The 20,918-nt window shown below is 64.2% G+C and carries 20 protein-coding genes; 18 read left to right on the forward strand and 2 right to left on the reverse strand.

Features of this window, described 5'->3' with window-relative positions; translation table 11 throughout:
- Positions 1-58 precede the first annotated feature (58 nt).
- Complete coding sequence (locus ACODRZ_RS10755; RefSeq protein ID WP_488970471.1) at positions 59-550, forward strand: SH3 domain-containing protein; 492 nt, start codon at positions 59-61, stop codon at positions 548-550.
- Positions 551-569: 19 nt separating this feature from the next.
- Here ACODRZ_RS10755 and ACODRZ_RS10760 read toward each other — a convergent pair whose 3' ends face one another.
- Positions 570-3,362, reverse strand: a complete 2,793-nt coding sequence (locus ACODRZ_RS10760) for a bifunctional diguanylate cyclase/phosphodiesterase (protein ID WP_488970472.1) — start codon at positions 3,360-3,362, stop codon at positions 570-572.
- 151 nt (positions 3,363-3,513) lie between these two features.
- The gene (locus tag ACODRZ_RS10765; protein ID WP_488970473.1) at positions 3,514-4,707 is read right to left on the reverse strand and encodes an acetyl-CoA C-acyltransferase; all 1,194 of its coding nucleotides are present in this window, start codon (positions 4,705-4,707) and stop codon (positions 3,514-3,516) included.
- A gap of 420 nt (positions 4,708-5,127) precedes the next feature.
- Between ACODRZ_RS10765 and ACODRZ_RS10770 the strand changes: the two genes are divergently transcribed.
- Genes ACODRZ_RS10770 through ACODRZ_RS10850 form a run of 17 tightly spaced genes read left to right on the forward strand, consistent with a single transcriptional unit; the run spans position 5,128 to position 20,909 of the window.
- Positions 5,128-5,502, forward strand: coding sequence for an NADH-quinone oxidoreductase subunit A (locus ACODRZ_RS10770; protein WP_103094667.1), 375 nt, complete (start codon positions 5,128-5,130; stop codon positions 5,500-5,502).
- Complete coding sequence (locus ACODRZ_RS10775) at positions 5,499-6,068, forward strand: NuoB/complex I 20 kDa subunit family protein (RefSeq protein WP_043975218.1); 570 nt, start codon at positions 5,499-5,501, stop codon at positions 6,066-6,068. Before ACODRZ_RS10770 ends, ACODRZ_RS10775 begins: the two co-directional genes overlap by 4 nt.
- A gap of 7 nt (positions 6,069-6,075) precedes the next feature.
- Positions 6,076-6,840 carry an NADH-quinone oxidoreductase subunit C gene (locus ACODRZ_RS10780; protein ID WP_488970474.1) on the forward strand — a complete coding sequence of 255 codons (765 nt, stop codon included), beginning with the start codon at positions 6,076-6,078 and terminating at the stop codon, positions 6,838-6,840.
- 2 nt (positions 6,841-6,842) lie between these two features.
- Positions 6,843-8,048 carry an NADH-quinone oxidoreductase subunit D gene (locus tag ACODRZ_RS10785; protein WP_036522905.1) on the forward strand — a complete coding sequence of 402 codons (1,206 nt, stop codon included), beginning with the start codon at positions 6,843-6,845 and terminating at the stop codon, positions 8,046-8,048.
- Entirely contained in the window at positions 8,045-8,395 is a 351-nt protein-coding gene (locus ACODRZ_RS10790; protein ID WP_488970475.1) for a nuclear transport factor 2 family protein, read from the forward strand. The genes ACODRZ_RS10785 and ACODRZ_RS10790 overlap by 4 nt, the downstream gene beginning before the upstream one ends.
- Positions 8,396-8,417: 22 nt before the next feature.
- On the forward strand, positions 8,418-8,621 hold the full coding sequence (locus ACODRZ_RS10795; RefSeq protein ID WP_488970476.1) for a hypothetical protein: 204 nt from the start codon (positions 8,418-8,420) through the stop codon (positions 8,619-8,621).
- Positions 8,614-9,282: a complex I 24 kDa subunit family protein gene (locus tag ACODRZ_RS10800; protein WP_488970477.1), complete on the forward strand. Its 669-nt coding sequence runs from the start codon at positions 8,614-8,616 to the stop codon at positions 9,280-9,282. Before ACODRZ_RS10795 ends, ACODRZ_RS10800 begins: the two co-directional genes overlap by 8 nt.
- The gene (gene nuoF, locus ACODRZ_RS10805) at positions 9,282-10,592 is read left to right on the forward strand and encodes an NADH-quinone oxidoreductase subunit NuoF (protein WP_488970478.1); all 1,311 of its coding nucleotides are present in this window, start codon (positions 9,282-9,284) and stop codon (positions 10,590-10,592) included. The genes ACODRZ_RS10800 and nuoF overlap by 1 nt, the downstream gene beginning before the upstream one ends.
- Positions 10,592-12,610 carry an NADH-quinone oxidoreductase subunit NuoG gene (gene nuoG / locus ACODRZ_RS10810; RefSeq protein ID WP_488970479.1) on the forward strand — a complete coding sequence of 673 codons (2,019 nt, stop codon included), beginning with the start codon at positions 10,592-10,594 and terminating at the stop codon, positions 12,608-12,610. Before nuoF ends, nuoG begins: the two co-directional genes overlap by 1 nt.
- Complete coding sequence (gene nuoH / locus ACODRZ_RS10815) at positions 12,607-13,653, forward strand: NADH-quinone oxidoreductase subunit NuoH (protein ID WP_036522919.1); 1,047 nt, start codon at positions 12,607-12,609, stop codon at positions 13,651-13,653. The genes nuoG and nuoH overlap by 4 nt, the downstream gene beginning before the upstream one ends.
- Positions 13,650-14,135 carry an NADH-quinone oxidoreductase subunit NuoI gene (gene nuoI / locus ACODRZ_RS10820; protein ID WP_008833054.1) on the forward strand — a complete coding sequence of 162 codons (486 nt, stop codon included), beginning with the start codon at positions 13,650-13,652 and terminating at the stop codon, positions 14,133-14,135. Before nuoH ends, nuoI begins: the two co-directional genes overlap by 4 nt.
- Positions 14,136-14,163: 28 nt before the next feature.
- On the forward strand, positions 14,164-14,781 hold the full coding sequence (locus ACODRZ_RS10825) for an NADH-quinone oxidoreductase subunit J (protein ID WP_488970480.1): 618 nt from the start codon (positions 14,164-14,166) through the stop codon (positions 14,779-14,781).
- Positions 14,778-15,083 carry an NADH-quinone oxidoreductase subunit NuoK gene (gene nuoK, locus ACODRZ_RS10830; RefSeq protein ID WP_008833052.1) on the forward strand — a complete coding sequence of 102 codons (306 nt, stop codon included), beginning with the start codon at positions 14,778-14,780 and terminating at the stop codon, positions 15,081-15,083. The genes ACODRZ_RS10825 and nuoK overlap by 4 nt, the downstream gene beginning before the upstream one ends.
- A gap of 4 nt (positions 15,084-15,087) precedes the next feature.
- Positions 15,088-17,187 carry an NADH-quinone oxidoreductase subunit L gene (nuoL, locus tag ACODRZ_RS10835; RefSeq protein ID WP_488970481.1) on the forward strand — a complete coding sequence of 700 codons (2,100 nt, stop codon included), beginning with the start codon at positions 15,088-15,090 and terminating at the stop codon, positions 17,185-17,187.
- A 4-nt stretch (positions 17,188-17,191) separates the two neighbouring features.
- On the forward strand, positions 17,192-18,724 hold the full coding sequence (locus ACODRZ_RS10840) for an NADH-quinone oxidoreductase subunit M (RefSeq protein ID WP_488970482.1): 1,533 nt from the start codon (positions 17,192-17,194) through the stop codon (positions 18,722-18,724).
- On the forward strand, positions 18,724-20,187 hold the full coding sequence (nuoN, locus tag ACODRZ_RS10845) for an NADH-quinone oxidoreductase subunit NuoN (protein WP_488970483.1): 1,464 nt from the start codon (positions 18,724-18,726) through the stop codon (positions 20,185-20,187). The genes ACODRZ_RS10840 and nuoN overlap by 1 nt, the downstream gene beginning before the upstream one ends.
- Positions 20,184-20,909, forward strand: a complete 726-nt coding sequence (locus ACODRZ_RS10850) for a biotin--[acetyl-CoA-carboxylase] ligase (protein ID WP_488970484.1) — start codon at positions 20,184-20,186, stop codon at positions 20,907-20,909. Before nuoN ends, ACODRZ_RS10850 begins: the two co-directional genes overlap by 4 nt.
- The last annotated feature ends 9 nt before the right edge of the window (positions 20,910-20,918 follow it).

Raw genomic sequence — 20,918 nt, forward strand, 5'->3', positions numbered from 1 at the left:
CAGGGGCGTGGTCAAGCGCCCTTGATGGGCCTCCTCGCCGCGCGGTAAGATCGCCGCGATGAACCGTCCCGCATTCCTTTCGTCGCCCTTGTTGCTTGCGACAGCCGTGCTCGGCCTTCTTGCCGCGCAGCCGGCGCGCGCCGCCAATGACGACAAGGTGCCCTATTGGGCGTCGATCGACGCTGAAATCGCCAACTTGCGTGTCGGACCGGGCGATTCGTATCGTATCGACTGGGTCTATCGACGCCCGCACCTGCCGGTGAAGGTCCTGCGCCGTGAAGGGCCGTGGCGACTGGTTGAGGACCCGGACGGCTCGAAAGGCTGGATGCGCGACCTGCTGCTGTCCCGCCAGCGCGCCGCAATGGTTAAGGATGGCGGCCTGATCGAGATGCGCGCCGAAGGAAAGAGCGGCGCCGCGATGCTGTGGCGTGTCGCGCCGGGCGTGGTCGGTCTGCTCGGCGAATGCAAGGAGGGCTGGTGCCCATTCGATACCGACGGGCACAAGGGCTTCGTGCGCGAGGATCAGCTTTGGGGCACCGGAGCGCCCTGAGCGTCCGGACTTTCCGTGCTCAACTGACCTGCAGGAGGGTAACGCCGGCGGCAAGGCTGCTCGGCGAGAGGCCCGGCCTGCCGAAATAGAATCCCTGCGCTTCGTCGCAGCCCTGCTCACGAAGCAGGTCCAGTTGCTCGACCGTCTCGACGCCTTCGGCCAGGACCGGCACGTTCAGGCTGTGGCCGAGCGCCAGCACCGCCTTGATGATCGCGCAGGCCTCGACGCTCTGCTGCGAGCGGAGCACGAACGACTTGTCGATCTTGATCTTGTCGAACGGGAACGAGTGCAGGGTATCCAGCGAGGAATATCCCGTCCCGAAATCGTCGATCGCGATACTGACACCCAGGGTCTTGATTTGGCGCAGGAAATGCAGGGCGCGCAGCTTGTCGGTGATGATCGCGGTCTCGGTGATTTCCAGTTCGAGGCGCTGCGGCGACAGGCCGGTCTCAAGGAGAATGTTCTGTACGATCGCGACGAAGTCGTTCTGGAGTAGCTGAATCGCCGAGAGATTGACGGCGACCTTCAGATGCTCGGGCCAGGACCGCGCCTCACGGCAGGCTTCGCGCATGACCCATTCGCCGATGCGGAAGATCTCGCCGGTTTCCTCGGCGATAGGAATGAATTCGATCGGCGAGACGTAGCCGCGCGTTGGGTGCCGCCAGCGCAGCAGCGCTTCGTAACCCGTCAGGCTGCCGGTCGCCAGCCCATGCTGCGGTTGATAGAGCAGCATCAGTTCGTCGCGCTCGACCGCATGGCGCAGGTCGTTGGCGATCTGGCGGCGAGCGCGCGCGGTCTCGTCCATTTCCGGCTCGTAGAAGGCAATTCTTTCGGTAACGCTGCCCTTGGCGCGGTACATGGCGAGGTCGGCGTTGTTGAGCAATTGCTCGCGCCGGTCGCCATCTTCCGGGAATATGGCCACGCCGATACTGCCGCCCAGGTGGAAGGCATTGCCGTCCGGCCCGAACGGCGTCTCGAAGCACTGCTCGACGCGGCGGAGGAAGGAATCCAGGCTGTCGCGATCGCGAAAGCGCTTGGCCGCAGCAAATTCGTCGCCGCCCAGACGCGCCACGATCTCGCCGTCCTCGAGTACGTCGATCATGCGCTGCGCGAGGTGCTGCAGCGCGGCATCACCGGCGGAATGTCCCCGCGTGTCGTTGATTTCCTTGAAGCGGTCGAGGTCGATCATGACGGCAGCAAGCTGGTGCCCGAAGTGCCGGGCCTCATCCAGTTCGGAGTCGATCCAATGGGCGAAGCTGTTGCGGTTGGGCAGGCCGGTGAGGTTGTCGTGCATCGCCATGTGCGCGATCTTCGCCTCGGAGCGACGGCGTTCGGTAATGTCGTCGAAGGTGACGACGCGGCCGCCGCCGGGCATGGCGCGGCTCGTCATCGAGACGACGAGGGTTTCTCCCAGGTCGATGATGACCGGCGCGGCGATGTCGGCGGCGGGGCGCATCAACCGTTGCCGCAGGTCGCTGCGGCGTTCGGGTGAGGCGGCGCGGCCGGCGGGCGCGGCGAGGACGATGTCGGCCACTGATCCGGCTTCGAGGCCTGCGATCGAAGTGCCTGGGGCAATACCCCAGATTGCGCCGAACCTTGGATTGGCCACCCTCAGGCGGTTGTCGGCGTCGAACAGGCACAGGCCCTGGTGCATGTTGGCAAGCGCCGCATCGAGGTGGCCGGCCATTTCCCGAACGCGGTCCTCGTCCTCCTTGAACCGTGTCATGTCTCGCGTGATCTTGGCGAACCCGATGTGCTCGCCCAGTTCATTAGCGACCTTCTCGATGGTGACGTGTGCCCAGAAGCGAGTGCCGTCGCGGCGCATGCGCCAGCCTTCGCCGCTGAATTTCCCGGTCTTCGCAGCGTGAGCGACGGCACGGCGAGGAAGGTCGTCGGCCTGGTCCTCGGGCGTGTAGAAGGCGGCGAGGGGAAGCCCCACGGCCTCGTCGGCGGCATAGCCCTTGAGGCGCTGCGCCCCGGCATTCCAGTTGACCACCTGGCCGTTGCGGTCGAGCATGTAGATGGCGCAGTCGGTGATGCCCTTGACGAGGATGCTCATGTCGCGTTCGGTCGCATGAAGCACCAGGCGGGCGCTGCGCGCGATGCTCAGGACCGCGATGCTGATGGCGAGAAGGGCGAGCGACCCGGCGCTGATCGCGGCTGCCATGCTCTCCGGCGAGAGCAGGACGCCGCCGTGCAGATCGATCTGTGCGGGCATCAGTTGCATGGCGGCCATACCGGTGAAATGAAGGCAGATGATCGAGAGCGCAATCAGCCCGGCGGCTGCCAGTGCGCTGGCGATCGAGCGACCCGTTACCGAAAGGGCGAGGGCGGGACACGCCGGCAGGACGGCGAACGCCAGCGAGGCCGCGACATAACCGGGGCGCCAGTGGATCTCCGCCGGAAACTCGATAGCGGACATGCCGATGTAATGCATCGCGACGATGCCTGAACCTGCGAGAAGCCCGGCCAGCGCGAAGCCCTTGCGGTCTGGCAGCGCAAGTGAGACGACGAAGGACAGCGAGGTCATCGCCACGGCCGTGAACAGCGAGATCAGGGTGGCGGGCACATGATAGCCGACGACCAGCCCCGGGCCGTAGCCGAGCATCGCAACGAAGTGGGTAGCCCAGATGCCGAAGCCGATGGCGCTGCCCGCTCCCAGAATCCACCGAACTGCGGCCGATCCCGACAAGTGGCGTGCATGGCGCAGGAGTTGTACCGCGCAGAGGGCCGAGACGATGCAGATCGCGGCCGCCAGCAGGACAAACCATTTGTCATGCTGATCGTGAATGCACAGCAGAACGTCGAACATCGGCAACCCTAGTCATCAGAAACCTGACGGCTGTTAGGGTTGACTGGTTAATATGCACCTAAGGCTAGTTGCGGCAGCGCTGTCACGCGCCGACAGTCATACCTGGGAAATGGCCCCCGCCCATGTGGCGGGGCAGGGGCCTTGTTTCGGGTCAGGCGAGTTCCACCGCGATCGCAGTGGCTTCACCGCCGCCGATGCAGAGGCTCGCGACGCCCTTCTTGAGGCCCTTTTCCTTCAGCGCGTTGATCAGCGTCACGATGATGCGCGTGCCCGAGGCGCCGATCGGATGGCCCAGCGCAGTGGCGCCGCCGTTGACGTTGACCTTCTCGTGGGGAATCCCGAGGTCATGCATCGCAAACATCGCGACGCAGGCGAAGGCTTCGTTCACTTCGAACAGATCGACGTCCGACAGTTCCCAGCCGACCTTCTTGACCAGCTTGGTGATCGCGCCGACGGGAGCAGTCGTGAACTTCGCGGGCTCCTGCGCGTGCGCTTCAACACCGACGACGGTGGCGACGGGGGCAAGACCCTTCGCATCGGCGACGCTCTTGCGGGTGAGGACCACGGCGGCGGCACCGTCCGAGATGGAACTCGAGCTGGCGGCGGTAATGGTGCCGTCCTTGGCGAAAGCGGCGCGCAGGGTGCGGATCTTGTCCGGGTTGCCCTTGGGCGGCTGCTCGTCGGTGTCGACGACGACTTCGCCCTTGCGGGTCTTCACCGTCACGGGGACGATCTCTCCGGCGAAGGCTCCGGTGCTGATCGCCTCCTGCGCACGGCGCAGCGATTCGATCGAGTAGTCGTCCTGGTTCTCGCGCGTCAGTTGGTATTCGTCTGCGGTAACTTGTGCGAACGAGCCCATCGAGCCGCCCTCGTAAGCGTCTTCCAGACCGTCGAGAAACATGTGGTCGTAGATCGTGTCATGACCGGCGCGGGCGCCCGAGCGGTGCTTCTTCGACAGGTAGGGCGCGTTGGTCATCGATTCCATGCCGCCCGCGATCACCACGTCGAGCGAACCGGCGGCAAGCGCCTCTGCGCCCATGATGACGGTCTGCATGCCCGAGCCGCAGACCTTGTTCACGGTCGTCGCCTGCACCGACTTGGGCAGACCGGCCTTGATAGCGGCCTGACGAGCGGGGGCCTGTCCGAGACCGGCGGGCAGCACGCAGCCCATGTAGATGCGTTCGATGTCATCGCCCGAAACACCCGCGCGCTCTACAGCGGCCTTCACCGCAGTCGCGCCGAGGTCAGTCGCAGAGACGTCCGCCAGCGCGCCCTGCAGGCCGCCCATCGGCGTGCGAGCGTAGGAGAGGACAACAATTGGGTCGGAAGCCGAAATCTGGGCCATTGGCATACCTTTCACACTGGTGACTGTTCTAGTTGACGAACGGAATAATGTTGCGCTGCGTCAATTGCAATGATGCGACAGAACGAGCCGTCTCGACACCGTCCGGTCGGTTTCGTTCGAAACATGGGAAGACAGAGTTCATTGCCAAGATATGTCGATCGAGTTTCGCGAATAATTCGCAACAAAGCGGTTGCATCCCGCGCCTTGACGATTGCGTCAGGCGCCGACCGCGCCCGGATCGCCTAGAAACTGCGGGATTGGACAGTTTGTCGTGTTGCAATGCAATGTGAATGGCGGATTATTGTACCGGGATACCCTTGCGAGGCGCGGTGGGCTGGCCTAAGGACGCGCCAACTTGACGGGCTCACCATGACCAATCCGAGTCCGCCGACGTCGCATTCGCGGTAAGAGGCAAGAACATTGACCGATCTGTCGCAATACCTGCCGATCCTCATCTTCCTGGTGATCGCGCTTGGGCTTTCGTCCGTGATCGTGTTCCTTCCGCTGGGCGTTGCCCGGCTGACCGGCACGCACCAGCCCAACGCCGACAAGAACAGCGAATATGAGTGCGGCTTCCCCGCCTTCGAAGATCCGCGCAGCCAGTTCGACGTGCGTTTCTACCTGGTGGCGATCCTCTTCATCATCTTCGACCTCGAAGCTGCCTTCCTGTTCCCCTGGGCCGTGTCGCTCAAGCTGACGGGCTGGGCTGGCTGGACCACGATGATGGTATTCCTGGGCGAACTGGCCATCGGCCTCGCCTATGCCTGGAAAAAGGGAGCTCTGGACTGGGAATGAGCACGCTCGTTAACTCGGCGGGCCAGCCTCTGGCCCCCACGTCGCCGGTCGGCGGCGCGATCACCGCGCCCGACCAGTCGTTCTTCAAGGATCTGAACCAGGAAGTGTCCGACAAGGGCTTCCTCGTCACCTCCACCGAGGAGCTGTTCCAGTGGGCTCGTACCGGCTCGCTGTGGTGGATGACCTTCGGCCTCGCGTGCTGCGCGGTCGAGATGATCCACGTCAACATGCCCCGCTATGACATGGAGCGCTTCGGCGCCGCGCCGCGCGCTTCCCCGCGCCAGTCGGACGTGATGATCGTGGCCGGCACGCTGTGCAACAAGATGGCTCCGGCGCTCCGCAAGGTCTACGACCAGATGTCGGAGCCCAAGTACGTCATCTCGATGGGCTCGTGCGCCAATGGCGGCGGCTATTATCACTACAGCTACTCGGTGGTGCGCGGCTGCGATCGCATCGTGCCCGTCGACATCTACGTGCCGGGTTGCCCGCCGACTGCCGAAGCGCTGCTCTATGGCGTGATGCAGCTGCAGCGCAAGATCCGCCGCGTGGGCACCGTCGAGAGGTAAGGACCAGATGCCCGTTCTGCATTCCGCTCCGAAGATCGCCTCGAACGAGGGTGTCCTTGACGCCCTCGTTGCCGCGCTCGGCTCGAAGGTCGTCTCCGCGAAGGAGGAGCATGGCGAGATCGTGCTCACCATCGCGCGCGACGAGATCGAGAACGCTCTGCGCATCTTGCGCGACGATCACGAATACCAGCAGATGATGGAAATGGCCGGCGTCGACTATCCGTCGCGGCCTGAGCGTTTCGAAGTCGTCTACATGCTGCTGTCGGTCACGAAGAACCATCGCATCATGGCGAAGGTGACGGCGGCCGAGCATACGCCGGTCCCGACGATCACGACCCTGTGGCCCAACGCCGGCTGGCTGGAACGCGAAGTGTTCGACATGTACGGCGTGATCTTCGCCGGCAACAAGGACCTGCGCCGCATCCTCACCGACTACGGTTTCGAGGGCCACCCGTTCCGCAAGGACTTCCCGCTCACCGGCTACCAGGAACTGCGCTACTCCGAAGAGGACAAGCGCGTCGTGTACGAACCGGTCAATCTGGCCCAGGATCTGCGCCAGTTCGACTTCATGAGCCCGTGGGAAGGCGCCGACTACATCCTTCCGGGTGACGAGAAGGCTCCGGCTGTCCCGGCTGCGGCTCCCACGCCTCCGCCAGTTGCCACGCCCAAGGCGACCGAGAAGCCCGCCGACACCGGCGCCGGTGACAAGGCGAACGAAAAGGCCGCCGAAAAGTCGGACGATGCGAAGTCGGACAAGGGAGACGCCAAGTGAGCATGCTGCTTGAACAGTCGCCCACCACCGGCGACGAGGTCATCACCAACTACACCATCAACTTCGGTCCCCAGCATCCGGCAGCCCACGGCGTTCTGCGCATGGTCATGGAGCTGGACGGCGAGATCATCGAGCGGATCGATCCGCACGTCGGCCTGCTGCATCGCGGCACCGAGAAGCTGATCGAGCACAAGACCTACCTCCAGGCGCTGCCGTACTTCGACCGCCTGGACTACTGCTCGCCGCTCGGCATGGAGCACTCCTATGTGCTCGCGATCGAGAAGCTGCTGAACCTTGAGGTTCCGCTGCGCGCCCAGTACCTTCGCGTGCTGTTCGCCGAGCTGACCCGCATCTGCAACCACATGATGAACATGGGTTCGCACATCATGGACATCGGCGCGATGACGCCGAACCTGTGGCTGTTCGAAATCCGCGAGGATTGCCTCAACTTCTTCGAGCGCGCCTCGGGCGCCCGCATGCATTCGGCCTGGTTCCGTCCCGGCGGCGTGCATCAGGACGTGCCGCTCAAGCTGCTGACCGACATCGCCGACTGGCTCGACACGCGCCTGCCGGAACTGTTCGAGGACGCGCTGAGCCTCGTCGCCGACAACCGCATCTTCAAGCAGCGCAACGTGGATATCGCCACGGTGTCGAAGGAAGACGCGCTGGCATGGGGCTTCTCCGGCCCGATGATCCGCGGTTCGGGCATCGCCTGGGATATCCGCAAGGCGCAGCCCTACGACGTCTATGACCGCATGGACTTCGAGGTTCCCGTGGGCACCAGCGGCGACTGCTACGACCGCTTCATGTGCCGCGCCGAGGAAGTGCGCCAGTCTGCCCGCATCATGAAGCAGTGCCTGCGCGAAATGCCCGAAGGTCCGGTGGCTTCCACCGACCGCAAGGTCGTTCCGCCCAAGCGCGCCGAGATGAAGTCCTCGATGGAATCGCTGATCCATCACTTCAAGCTCTACACCGAAGGCTTCCACGTCCCGGCGGGCGAAGTCTACGTCGCGACCGAAAGCCCCAAGGGCGAATTTGGCGTCTATCTGGTCTCGGACGGCTCGAACAAGCCTTACCGCTGCAAGATCCGCCCGACCGCGTTTTCGCACCTGCAGGCGATGGACTTCATGTCCAAGGGCCACATGCTGCCTGACGCCACGGCGATCCTGGGCGCCATGGACATCGTGTTCGGGGAGTGCGACCGTTGAGCCTTCTGGATACTGCCAAGGCCATGATCGCGGCCTACAATGCGCAGGACGTCGACACTTACGTCTCGTACATGACCGATGAGGCATGCGAGGCGAATTATCGCGGCGCCGTCGTGCGCGAAGGCAAGGAGGGCACCCGCTCGGGCCTCGCCGCCGCTTTCGTCAAGTGGCCGCAGAACAAGGCCGAGATAGTCGAGGCTTCGCAGATCGGCGCTTACGTGCTGATGCGCGAGCATGTGACGCGCGGCCCTGCGAGCGATGGTTCGGAACTCGTGGACCCGTTCGACGTGATCGCGGTCTACAGCTTCGAAGGCGACAAGTGTTCGCGCGTCGAATTCATTCGTTGATGATCGCAAAGGGGTGGGACCTGTGACGAAGTTCAACACTGTAGACATGATCCGCATCTGGGCGACTCTCACGGGTCTGTTCCTCGTCGGCCTCTACTTCGTGGTTCTTTGGCTCGGGATCGCACCCTCGCCGATGATCGCCATGCTGGCGACTGCCATCGGCGGCTTCGAGATTTTCTTTTTCGGCCAGGATCAGTGGCTGAAGCGCAGAGGTAAGCATGGCTGACCGCTATATCGAACCCGATACGCCCGAACTGCGGGCCCGTTGGGGTAATTTTGCCTGGACCGAGGCGAACGCCGCCAAGGCGAAGGAAGTCGTTGCGCGCTATCCCGAAGGGCGCCAGCGCTCTGCGGTGATGCCGCTGCTCGACCTTGCCCAGCGCCAGGTCGGTGCCGAAGAGAACACGCAGGGCTGGCTGCCGATCCCGGTGATGGAATACATCGCCGAATACCTCGCGATGCCGGTCATCCGCGTGGTCGAGGTCGCCTCCTTCTACACGATGTACAACATCGCGCCGATCGGCCGCTTCCACGTGCAGGTCTGCGGCACCACCCCGTGCATGCTGCGCGGCTCGGACGATCTGCTGGCGACCTGCAAGTCGCGCGGCATGAAGAAGGGCCACATCTCGGCAGACGGCCTCTGGTCGTTCACCGAAGTCGAGTGCATGGGCAACTGCGCCTCGGCCCCGATGGTCCAGATCAACGACGACAACTACGAGGACCTGACCTCGGACCGCCTGAACGCCGTGCTCGACGCACTGGCGCGCGGCGAGACGCCGAAGGCAGGCACGCAGGACCCGGCCCGTCACACCGTGGAACCGGTGGGCGAGCCGACCAATCTCGTCGCCATGATGACCGAAAACCATGACTATCGGAGCGAGTGGTAATGGCTCTCCTCGATAAGGATCGCATCTTCACCAACCTCTACGGCTTCCAGCCGTGGAACCTGAAGGAAGCGCAGGCGCGCGGCGCCTGGGACGGCACCAGGGATCTGATCGCGCGCGGCCGTGATGCCATCATCGACGAGATGAAGGCTTCGGGTCTGCGCGGGCGCGGCGGTGCGGGCTTCCCCACCGGCATGAAGTGGTCCTTCATGCCAAAGCAGCCGCCGCTCGACCAGAACGGCAACCCCAAGCCCAGCTTCCTCGTGATCAACGCGGACGAATCCGAACCGGGTTCGTGCAAGGACCGCGAGATCATGCGCCACGATCCGCACCTTCTGTTCGAAGGCGCGCTGGTGGCAGGGTTCGCGATGGGCGCGCGCGCGGCCTACATCTACATCCGCGGCGAATACATCCGCGAGGCCGAAGTGCTCTTCGCCGCGCGTGAGGAAGCCTACGCTGCGGGCCTGCTGGGCAAGAACGCGGCGGGTTCGGGCTACGACTTCGACGTCTTCGTCCATCGCGGCGCCGGCGCCTACATCTGCGGCGAAGAAACCGCGATGATCGAGAGCCTCGAAGGCAAGAAGGGCCAGCCCCGCCTGAAGCCGCCGTTCCCGGCCGGCGCGGGCCTCTATGGCTGCCCGACCACGGTGAACAACGTGGAATCGATCGCGGTGGCGCCCACCATCCTGCGTCGCGGTGCCTCGTGGTTCTCCTCCTTCGGGCGCGAGAACAACAAGGGCACCAAGCTCTTCCAGATCAGCGGGCACGTGAACCGTCCCTGCGTGGTCGAGGAAGAGATGTCGATCCCGTTCAGCGAGCTGATCGAGCGGCACTGCGGCGGCATTCGCGGCGGCCGCGACAACCTGCTGGCGGTGATCCCCGGCGGTTCGTCGGTGCCGCTGGTGCCCTCGGCCGACATCTGGGACGCGCCGATGGACTTCGACGGCCTCAAGGCGGTCGGCTCGGGCCTCGGCACCGCCGCCGTCATCGTCATGGACAAGTCCACCGACATCGTCCGCGCCATCAGCCGCCTCTCGTACTTCTACAAGCATGAGAGCTGCGGCCAGTGCACCCCGTGCCGTGAAGGCACCGGCTGGATGTGGCGCGTGATGGAACGCCTGCGCACCGGCGACGCCCATGTCGAGGAAATCGACATGCTGCAGCAGGTCACCAAGCAGGTCGAAGGCCACACCATCTGCGCTCTTGGCGACGCAGCTGCGTGGCCGATCCAGGGCCTCATCAAGCACTTCCGTCCCGAGATCGAGCGCCGCATCGAAGCGCGCCACGGCTCGCTGCAAGAGGCTGCAGAATAATGCCTAAGGTAAAAGTAGACGGCGTCGAGATCGAGGTCCCCGCAGGCGCCACCGTGCTGCAGGCCGCTGAACTCGCCGGCAAGGAAATCCCGCGCTTCTGCTATCACGAGCGCCTGAGCATCGCGGGCAACTGCCGCATGTGCCTGGTCGAAGTGAAGCCCGGACCGCCCAAGCCGCAGGCATCTTGCGCGCTTCCCGCCACCGAAGGCCAGGAAATCCGCACGGACTCCGAAATGGTCAAGAAGGCGCGGGAAGGGGTCATGGAATTCCTTCTCATCAACCACCCGCTCGACTGCCCGATCTGCGATCAGGGCGGCGAGTGCGACCTGCAGGACCAGTCGGTCGCCTATGGTCGCGGTGGTTCGCGGTATCACGAGCACAAGCGTGCGGTGACCGAAAAGTACATGGGCCCGCTCATCAAGACCACGATGACGCGCTGCATCCACTGCACCCGCTGCGTGCGCTTCTCGGAAGAGATCGCCGGCGTGGACGAGATCGGCGCGCTCTATCGCGGCGAGACCATGCAGATCACGACCTATCTGGAAAAGGCCGCGCATCACGAGATGTCGGCCAACGTGATCGACCTGTGCCCGGTCGGCGCGCTCACCAGCCGTCCCTACGCCTTCGAAGCGCGTCCGTGGGAGCTGAAGAAGACGCTCTCGATCGACGTTTCGGACGCAACCGGCGCCAACATCCGCATCGACGCGCGCGGTCGCGAAGTGCTCCGCGCACTTCCGCGCAACAACGACGACGTCAACGAGGAATGGCTGAGCGACAAGGCGCGCTTCCAGGTCGATGGCCTGACCCGCCGCCGTCTCGACAAGCCGTTCCTGCGCCGTGACGGCAAGCTGGTCCAGGCCACCTGGAACGAGGCGTTCGCCGTTCTGTCCACCCTGAACCCCGGCGCCTCGATCGCTGCGGTTGCAGGCGACATGCTGGACTGCGAGACGATGTTCGCCGCCAAGGCGCTCGTCGGCGCGCTCGGTTCGACCCTGCTCGAAGGCCGCCAGACCGGCATGGACTACGACACGTCGAGCCTGGCCGCAGTCAACTTCAACACCACCTTCAACGACATCGAGACGGCTGATGCCATCCTGATCGTCGGTTCGATGGTTCGTTGGGAAGCGCCGACGGTCAACGTCCGTCTGCGCAAGGCCGTGAAGCGCGGTGCCAAGGTGTTCCTCATCGGTCCCGAGTGGGAAACCACCTTCGGCGGCGAGTTCCTCGGCGAAGACCTTTCGCTGATCGGCAACCTGCCGGGTCACGTTTCGGACGCGCTTTCGGGCGCCAAGCGTCCGGCGGTGATCCTGGGCGGCGCGGCTCTGGGCCGTGGCGGTCTGGAAGCCGGTCTCGCTCTGGCGGGCCAGTTCAACCTCGTCCGCACGCTGGAAGACGGCACTGCCTGGAACGGCTTCAACGTCCTGCACATGGCGGCTTCGCGCATGGGCGGCCTGATGCTGGGCTACGCGCAGAAGGGCGGCATCGCCGACCTGGCCGCCGCCAAGCCCAAGGTGCTGATCTCGCTTGGCGCCGACGAAGTGGACTATACGAAGTTCGCGGACTCGATGATCGTCTACATCGGCCACCACGGTGACAAGGCGGCCCACGCTGCCGATGTGATCCTGCCTGCTTCGGCCTACACCGAGAAGGCCGGCACTTACGTCAACACCGAAGGCCGCGTGCAGTTCGCCGACAAGGCCGTCTTCGCGCCCGGCGACGCGCGCGAGGACTGGACGATCCTGCGCGCACTGGCCGACGCCTTCGGCGTCTCGGTCGGCTTCGACAGCTTCGACCAGCTTCGCGCCGCCATGGTTTCGGCAGTCCCGGCGCTTGGCGTCGAGGGTCTGGCCGACTACGGTGCTGCGCTCCCGGCGGGCGGCGGTTCGGCTTCGGGCGCGATCGCCTATCCGATCAAGGACTTCTACATGACCAACCCGATCGCGCGCGCCAGCGCGACGATGCAGCGTTGCTCGGCCGAGCTGCTGCACGGTGAAGAGTTCGCGGAGGCCGCGGAATGACTTCGTTCTTCCAATCCCTCGGCATGCCCTTCGAAGGGGCATGGCTGCTCTCCACCATCTGCGGCATCCTGCTGATCGCGCTGCCGCTGATGCTGGCCGTTGCGATGATCATCTACGTCGACCGCAAGATCTGGGCCGCCATGGCGCTGCGCCGTGGTCCCAACGTGGTCGGCCCGTTCGGTCTGCTGCAGTCCTTCGCGGACGGCCTGAAGGTTTTCCTGCAGGAAACCATCATCCCCTCGGCCGCGAACAAGGGCATCTTCCTGATCGCGCCGGTCGTCACCTTCACCGTGGCGCTGATGGCCTGGGCGGTGATCCCGTTCAACTCGAACGCGATCCTGGCCAACATCAACATCGGCCTGCTCTACGTTCTCGCGATCAGCTCGCTCGGCGTCTACGGCACGATCATGGCGGGCTGGGCTTCGAACTCGAAGTACCCGTTCTTCTCGGCGATGCGCGCTTCGGCGCAGATGATCTCCTACGAAGTCTCGATCGGTTTCATCCTGATCTGCGTCGTCCTGTGGGCGGGTACGTTCAACATGAACGGCATCGTCCTGGCGCAGAAGGGCCACGTCTTCGGCATCATCAATGGTTTCGTCGCGAACCCGCTGCTGTTCCCGATGTGGGTGATGTTCCTGGTGTCGAGCCTTGCGGAAACGCAGCGCGCGCCGTTCGATCTTACCGAAGCGGAATCGGAACTCGTTGCGGGTTATCAGACCGAATATTCGTCGATGGCCTTCGCCGCCTACTGGCTGGGTGAATATGCCAACGTGCTCCTGATGTGCGCGCTCAACGCGACGCTGTTCTGGGGTGGCTGGCTGCCGCCGCTCGATATTCCGGTGCTCTACCTGATCCCGGGCTTCGTGTGGTTCCTGCTCAAGATCTTCTTCTTCTTCTTCGTGTTCAGCTGGGTCAAGGCGACGGTGCCCCGTTACCGTTACGACCAGCTGATGCGCCTGGGCTGGAAGGTCTTCCTCCCCGTTTCGCTCGCTTTCGTCGTGATCGTCAGCGGCTACCTCATGGCTACCGGACACTTCGCATGACCGTCGCATACCTCATCAAGAGCTTCACGCTCTGGGAGTTCGTGAAGGCGCACTGGCTGACCTTGAAGTATTTCTTCAAGCCCAAGGCGACGATCAACTACCCGTTCGAGAAGAACCCGCTTTCGCCCCGCTTCCGCGGCGAGCACGCCCTGCGCCGTTATCCCAACGGCGAGGAACGCTGCATCGCCTGCAAGCTGTGCGAAGCGATCTGTCCGGCGCAGGCGATCACCATCGAGGCGGCGCCCCGCGTCGACGGTTCGCGCCGCACCACGCGCTACGACATCGACATGACCAAGTGCATCTACTGCGGCTTCTGCCAGGAAGCCTGCCCGGTCGATGCCATCGTCGAAGGGCCGAACTTCGAATACGCGACCGAAACGCGCGAAGAACTGCTTTACGACAAGGCCAAGCTGCTGGCGAACGGGGACAAGTGGGAGCGTGCTATCGCCGCGAACCTTGAAGCCGACGCGCCGTACCGTTAACCGGCGCGCGCAAGGAAACGGGCTTCCCATGATCCATATTATCGCCTTCTACCTCTTCGCGGTGATGACGGTGGCCTCCGGCGCCATCACCATCCTCTCGCGCAACCCGGTGCATTCGGTGCTCTGGCTGATCCTGGCGTTCTTCAACGCCGCCGGCCTGATGGTGCTGACCGGCGCCGAGTTCATCGCGGCGCTGCTGGTCATCGTCTACGTCGGTGCGGTCGCGGTGCTGTTCCTCTTCGTCGTCATGATGCTCGACATCGATTTCGCGTCGCTGCGCGCAGGCTTCGTGCGGTACTTCCCGTTCGGCGCCCTGGTCGCGATCGTGCTGCTGGCCGAGATGGTCCTTGGCGTCGGCGCCTACCGCGCTGGCAACCTGGAACTGGGCACGCCGGACGGCACCGCCGCAACCGCAGCCGGCCTGTCGAACATCGAAGCGATCGGCGGGCTGCTCTACAGCCGCTACCTGTTCCTTTTCGAAGCTGCCGGCGTGATCCTGCTCGTCGCCATGATCGGTGCCATCGTGCTGACCCACCGTCAGCGTAACGACACCCGCGGCCAGAAGATCAGCAAGCAGAACCAGCGTCGTCCGCAGGACGCCACGTTCAACGTCAAGCCAGAAGTCGGCAAGGGGGTCTCGCTGTGATCGGCGTCGAACATTACGTGGTCGTGAGCTCGATCCTCTTCGTGCTCGGCGTCCTCGGCATCTTCATCAACCGCAAGAACATCATCGTCATCCTGATGTCGATCGAACTGATCCTGCTTGCGGTGAACATCAACCTCGTCGCGTTCAGCGCCTTCCTGCACGACCTGACTGGCCAGATCTTCGCCATGTTCGTGTTGACGGTGGCTGCGGGCGAGGCCGCAGTGGGGCTTGCTATCCTCGTGATCTACTTCCGTGGCCGCGGCACCATCGCCGTCGACGACGTCAACCGGATGAAGGGGTAAGTCCGTGTCGATCTACCTCATCGTCTTCCTGCCGCTGCTGGCGTCGATCCTTGCCGGGTTCGCGAACAAGTCGCTCGGCTTCGTCGTGCCCAAGGTGCTGACGACCGGCGCGCTGTTCATCGCCTGCGGATTGTCCTGGCCGATCTTCATTGCCTTCCTGACCGGCAGCGCTGAAGCCAGCGTCTTCCCGGTTCTGAAGTGGGTCGCTTCGGGCACGATGACCTTCGACTGGGCGCTGCGCGTGGATACGCTCACCGCCGTCATGCTCGTGGTCATCACTTCGGTCTCGGCGCTCGTGCACCTCTATTCGTGGGGCTACATGAGCGAGGAGCCGGATCAGCCGCGCTTCTTCGCGTACCTCTCGCTGTTTACCTTCGCCATGCTCATGCTGGTGACGGCGGACAACCTGGTGCAGATGTTCTTCGGTTGGGAAGGCGTGGGCCTCGCCTCGTACCTCCTGATCGGCTTCTGGTTCCGCAAGCCCTCGGCCGGCGCCGCCGCGATCAAGGCCTTCGTGGTCAACCGCGTGGGCGACCTCGGCTTCATGCTCGGCATCTTCGGCACCTACCTGGTGTTCGACACGGTCTCGATCCCCGAGATCCTGCACGCCGCGCCGACGATGGCGGGTTCGACCATCGGCTTCCTCGGCCACCGGTTCGACACCATGACGGTGCTGTGCCTGCTGTTGTTCGTGGGCGCGATGGGCAAGTCGGCGCAGCTTGGCCTGCACACCTGGCTTCCGGACGCGATGGAAGGCCCGACCCCGGTGTCGGCGCTGATCCACGCGGCCACCATGGTCACCGCGGGCGTCTTCATGGTCTGCCGTCTCTCGCCGATGTTCGAGCAGAGCGAGACCGCGATGCACGTCGTCGCCGTGATCGGTGCCTGCACCTGCTTCTTCGCCGCCACGATCGGCTGCACGCAGTGGGACATCAAGCGCGTCATCGCCTATTCGACCTGTTCGCAGCTGGGCTACATGTTCTTCGCGGCCGGTTCGGGCGCGTTCGGTGCGGCCATGTTCCACCTGTTCACGCACGCCTTCTTCAAGGCCCTGCTGTTCCTCTGCGCCGGTTCGGTCATCCACGCGATGCACCACGAACAGGACATGCGGTTCTACGGCGGTCTGCGTAAGAAGATCCCGATCACCTTCTGGACGATGACTGCGGGTACGCTGGCCATCACCGGTGTCGGCGTTGCCGGTGTGATCGGCTTCGCGGGCTTCTACTCGAAGGACGCGATCCTCGAAGCGGCCTTCGGTTCGGGCACGCAGGTTGGCACTTTCGCCTTCTGGATGGGCATCTTCGCCGCTCTGATGACAAGCTTCTATTCGTGGCGCCTGGTCTTCCTGACCTTCTTCGGCAAGCCGCGCTGGAACCAGTCGGAGCACGTCCAGCACGCCGTTCATGACGCCCATGGCCACGGTCATGACGATCATCACGATGATGCACACGCTCATGACGACCACGCTCACGATGACCATGCTCATGCACCTGCCGATCTCGGCATGCGCGGTCCGGACTACGGCGACCATGGCGACGGCACGGGTGGCTACCACCCGCACGAAAGCCCGCTGGTGATGCTGTTGCCGCTGCTGATCCTGTCGGTCGGTGCCGTCGCTGCCGGTTTCGTCTTCAACCATGCCTTCGTCTCCGAAGGCGAGGGCGAGTTCTGGAAGGGCGCGCTGGTCTTCCACGAGCACCTGATCCACGCCATGCACGGCGTTCCGATGTGGGTGAAGTGGGCGCCGTTCACGGTCATGGCCATCGGTTTCGTCACCGCCTGGTACGGCTACATCAAGAATACTTCGTTCCCGAAGGCAGTCGCCGACCAGCTCGGCCCGGTCCACACCTTCGTCTACCGCAAGTGGATGTTCGACGAGCTTTACCACAACATCTTCGTCAAGCCTGCCTTCTGGCTCGGCGGCGTGTTCTGGAAGGTGCTCGACATCGGCGTGATCGACCGCTTCGGTCCTGACGGTGCGGCGGCTCTCGTCGCCAAGGGTTCGACTTACGCGCAGAAAGTCCAATCGGGCTATCTCTACAGCTACGCTCTTGTCATGCTGCTGGGCCTTGTCGGCGCCATCAGCTGGGTGATCGCGGGATAAGATGATGACTGGTTTTCCGATCCTCAGCCTGATGCTGCTGGTGCCGCTCCTCGGCGCACTGGCATGCCTCTTCCTCGAAGCGAAAGCGGCGCGCACCGTCGCGCTGCTCGCAACCCTCGTCGACCTCGTCCTCGGCATCGCCCTTTGGATGAACTTCGACGTGGGCGGCGCCCAATGGCAGTTCACCGAGCGCCTGAACATCTTCTCAGGGTTTACTTACGCCCTCGGCATCGACGGCATCGCCCTCCTGCTCATCATGCTCTCGGTCTTCCTCATGCCGATCTGCGTCGGCGCGAGCCGCTCGATCGAGAAGCGCGTGGGCGAATACATGGCCGCGTTCCTGCTCGTCGAAGTGTTCATGCTCGGCGTGTTCATGGCGCAGGACATGTACCTGTTCTACATGTTCTTCGAAGCCGGCCTGATCCCGATGTATCTCATCATCGGCATCTGGGGCGGTGCGGACCGCATCTACGCTTCGTACAAGTTCTTCCTCTACACGCTGCTCGGCTCGGTGCTGATGCTCGTCGCGATGCTGTGGATGGTCCACACTGCCGGGACCAGCGACATCCCGACGCTGATGGCCTACGACTTCGACCCGCATGTCCAGACCTGGCTGTGGCTCGCCTTCTTCGCCAGCTTCGCGGTGAAGATGCCGATGTGGCCGGTCCACACCTGGCTTCCCGCCGCGCACGTTCAGGCGCCGACGGGCGGCTCGGTCATCCTGGCGGGCGTGCTGCTGAAGATGGGCGGCTACGGCTTCATCCGCTTCTCGCTGCCGATGTTCCCCGAAGCCTCGGTCTATTTCGGACCTCTGGTGTGGGGCCTGTCGATGGCCGCCGTCGTCATCACCTCGCTGATTGCGCTGGTGCAGAGCGACATGAAGAAGCTGATCGCCTATTCGTCGGTCGCGCATATGGCGATCGTCACCATCGGCCTGTTCGCCTTCAACGTGCAGGGCCTCGAAGGCTCGATGCTGGTGATGCTCAGCCACGGTCTGGTGGCAGGCGCGCTGTTCCTGTGCGTCGGCGTCATCTATGACCGCCTGCACACCCGCGAGATCAGCCGTTACGGCGGCCTCGCGATCAACATGCCGCGTTACGCCGTGTTCTTCCTGCTGTTCACGATGGCCTCGATCGGCCTGCCGGGCACCAGCGGGTTCGTCGGTGAATTCCTCAGCCTCGGCGGCATCTATCAGGTCTCGACCTGGACGGCACTGATCTGCACCACTGGCATCATCCTGGGCGCGGCCTACATGCTGTACCTCTACCGCCGGGTCGTGTTCGGCGAGCAGAAGAACGCCGATGCCGCCGCGATGCCCGACCTCGACGCCCGCGAACTGGCGATGGTCATCCCGCTCGCGCTCGCCGCGCTGTGGATGGGCGTCTACCCCGAGAGCTTCATCGCTCCGATGCGTGCCGACATCGCCGCGCTCGACGCGCGCCTCGCCCGTGCCAAGCCGGCCGGCGACAGCGCGCCTACACCTGGAAAAGCTAAGCCTGCGCACGAAGAAGCCGCTGCGCATGGGGGGTCACACTGATGGACTGGTCGCACTCCCTGCGCCTGATCGCGCCGGAAGAAACGCTGAGCATTGCAGGTCTGATCCTGCTTCTGATCGCCGCCTGGGGCGGTGACAAGGCAAGCCGCCTGATCTCGATCCTCGCCGTCACGGCGCTGGTCGGGGCCGCGTTCCTCGTCGCCCCCGCGCTGTGCGGCGGGCACATGGGGCCGGACTACTCCGCGTTCTTCGGCCAGGTTCATGCCGATGCCTTCTCGGCCTTCGGCAAGATCCTGATCTACCTTTCGGCCGCCGCCACGCTCGTCGTCGCGCCTGCCTTCTTCGAGCGGCTCGGCGCGATGCGGGCCGAGTTCCCGATCCTCGTGATCTTCGCGGCGGTAGGCAGCGGCATGATGGTGTCGGCGGGTGACCTGCTGGCGCTCTACATCGGCCTCGAAATGAACTCGCTCGCCGCTTACGTGCTGGCCGCCTTCGTGCGGACCGACGGGCGCTCGGCCGAAGCAGGCCTCAAGTACTTCGTGCTGGGCGCGCTGGCCTCGGGCATCCTGCTGTTCGGTATGAGCCTGACTTACGGCTTCACCGGCACCACCTCGTTCGCAGGCATCAACGCCGCGCTTAGCGGTGGTCTGTCCAACGGTGCGCTGTTCGGTATCGTGTTCATGCTGGCGGGCCTCGCCTTCAAGATCAGCGCCGTGCCGTTCCACATGTGGACGCCGGACGTCTACGAAGGCGCGCCGACCCCGGTTACGAAGTTCTTCGCTACTTCGGGCAAGGTTGCGGCCATTGGCCTCACCATGCGCGTGATGCTCGATGCCTTCGGTGACCAGTCCGACGCATGGCGTCAGATCATCGTCTTCGTGGCGCTCGCCTCGATCGTGATCGGTGCGCTGGGCGCGATCGGCCAGAAGAACATCAAGCGCCTGATGGCCTATTCGTCGATCAACAACGTCGGCTTCATCCTCGTGGGCCTCGCTGCGGCAAACCCGCAGGGCGCTTCGGCGATGCTGTTCTACCTCGTAATCTACGTCGCGATGACTGTCGCGGGCTTCGTCACCGTGCTGATGCTCAAGGACGAGAACGGCGAGCAGGTCGAGGAAATCGGCAAGTTCGCGGGCCTTTCGCGCACCCGTCCGGGTCTGGCGCTGGCGCTGGCTATCGTGATGTTCAGCCTTGCCGGTATCCCGCCGCTGTTCGGCTTCTGGGGCAAGTTCCTGGTCTTCAAGGCTGCCGTCGATGCCGGCATGATGCCGCTCGCCGCGATCGGTTTCGCCGCTTCAGTGATCGGTGCCTTCTACTACCTCAAGGTCGTCAAGGTCGTGTACTTCGACGAACCGGCCGACGTGGTGAAGGGTGAGAGCGACGTGTGGCACAAGGCGATCCTGATCGTCACCTGCCTGTTCATCTCGCCGCTGGGCTATCTGGCGAGCGGTTGGCTGCAGCACCTGACGGACGCCGCCGCGACCGCGCTGTTCCACACGCTTTGATCGAAATCGTAGCAGAAACGGGGTCCACGAACGCGGACCTCGCGGAACGAATTTCCGGGCGGCTCTCGGACGGGGAATACCTGTCCGAGGGCCGCTGGCTCGTTGCGGACCGACAGAATGCGGGGCGGGGCCGCCTCGGCCGTGTCTGGGACGATGGCAATGCGAACGGCGGGCTCGGCAACTTCATGGGCTCGACAGTGGTGCGCGTCGGCGCCGGTGATCCGTCGCCCGCGTCGCTGGCGCTGCTGACCGGCCTTGCGGTACATGGCGCGCTGGCGCGGTTCGTTGCGTCGGGCCTGATGCTCAAGTGGCCTAATGACGTTCTGCTGCATGATGCCAAGGTGGCGGGCATCCTCCTGGAGATGGTACGCGGTGTAGTCATCGTCGGTATCGGCGTGAACCTCGTCCACGCACCCGAAGTTCCGGGCCGCCGCACTGCCTCGCTGGGGGATCTCGCCCCGACCCGTGATATTTTCGCCGAGGCGCTGGCTGCCAGCTTCGACACCGAACTGCAGCGCTGGCGCTCGGTCGGCCTTGCTCCGCTGCTGCGTCGCTGGCAAAGTGCTGCGCATCCGCAGGGCACGCCGCTTCGGGTGCTTCCGCCCGGTGAAGACGCGGTCGAAGGTGCGTTCGCGGGACTGGCTGAGGACGGAAACCTCCGCCTCGCCCTGCTTGACGGATCGATCCGGACGATCCACGCGGGTGACGTCCTGCTCGTATGAGGAACTGAA

The sequence above is a fragment of the Novosphingobium sp. FG90 genome, from assembly GCF_057808725.1.

What these genes read in the sequence shown, in the direction of transcription:
- ACODRZ_RS10760 (WP_488970472.1), bottom strand. Translation starts at nt 3,362, where the DNA reads ATGTTCGACGTTCTGCTGTGCATTCACGATCAGCATGACAAATGGTTT.
- nuoH (WP_036522919.1), top strand. Translation starts at nt 12,607, where the DNA reads ATGACTTCGTTCTTCCAATCCCTCGGCATGCCCTTCGAAGGGGCATGG.
- ACODRZ_RS10840 (WP_488970482.1), top strand. Translation starts at nt 17,192, where the DNA reads ATGACTGGTTTTCCGATCCTCAGCCTGATGCTGCTGGTGCCGCTCCTC.
- ACODRZ_RS10765 (WP_488970473.1), bottom strand. Translation starts at nt 4,707, where the DNA reads ATGGCCCAGATTTCGGCTTCCGACCCAATTGTTGTCCTCTCCTACGCT.
- ACODRZ_RS10800 (WP_488970477.1), top strand. Translation starts at nt 8,614, where the DNA reads ATGGCTGACCGCTATATCGAACCCGATACGCCCGAACTGCGGGCCCGT.
- ACODRZ_RS10785 (WP_036522905.1), top strand. Translation starts at nt 6,843, where the DNA reads ATGCTGCTTGAACAGTCGCCCACCACCGGCGACGAGGTCATCACCAAC.
- nuoG (WP_488970479.1), top strand. Translation starts at nt 10,592, where the DNA reads ATGCCTAAGGTAAAAGTAGACGGCGTCGAGATCGAGGTCCCCGCAGGC.
- ACODRZ_RS10775 (WP_043975218.1), top strand. Translation starts at nt 5,499, where the DNA reads ATGAGCACGCTCGTTAACTCGGCGGGCCAGCCTCTGGCCCCCACGTCG.
- nuoF (WP_488970478.1), top strand. Translation starts at nt 9,282, where the DNA reads ATGGCTCTCCTCGATAAGGATCGCATCTTCACCAACCTCTACGGCTTC.
- ACODRZ_RS10755 (WP_488970471.1), top strand. Translation starts at nt 59, where the DNA reads ATGAACCGTCCCGCATTCCTTTCGTCGCCCTTGTTGCTTGCGACAGCC.
- ACODRZ_RS10780 (WP_488970474.1), top strand. Translation starts at nt 6,076, where the DNA reads ATGCCCGTTCTGCATTCCGCTCCGAAGATCGCCTCGAACGAGGGTGTC.
- nuoI (WP_008833054.1), top strand. Translation starts at nt 13,650, where the DNA reads ATGACCGTCGCATACCTCATCAAGAGCTTCACGCTCTGGGAGTTCGTG.
- ACODRZ_RS10825 (WP_488970480.1), top strand. Translation starts at nt 14,164, where the DNA reads ATGATCCATATTATCGCCTTCTACCTCTTCGCGGTGATGACGGTGGCC.
- nuoN (WP_488970483.1), top strand. Translation starts at nt 18,724, where the DNA reads ATGGACTGGTCGCACTCCCTGCGCCTGATCGCGCCGGAAGAAACGCTG.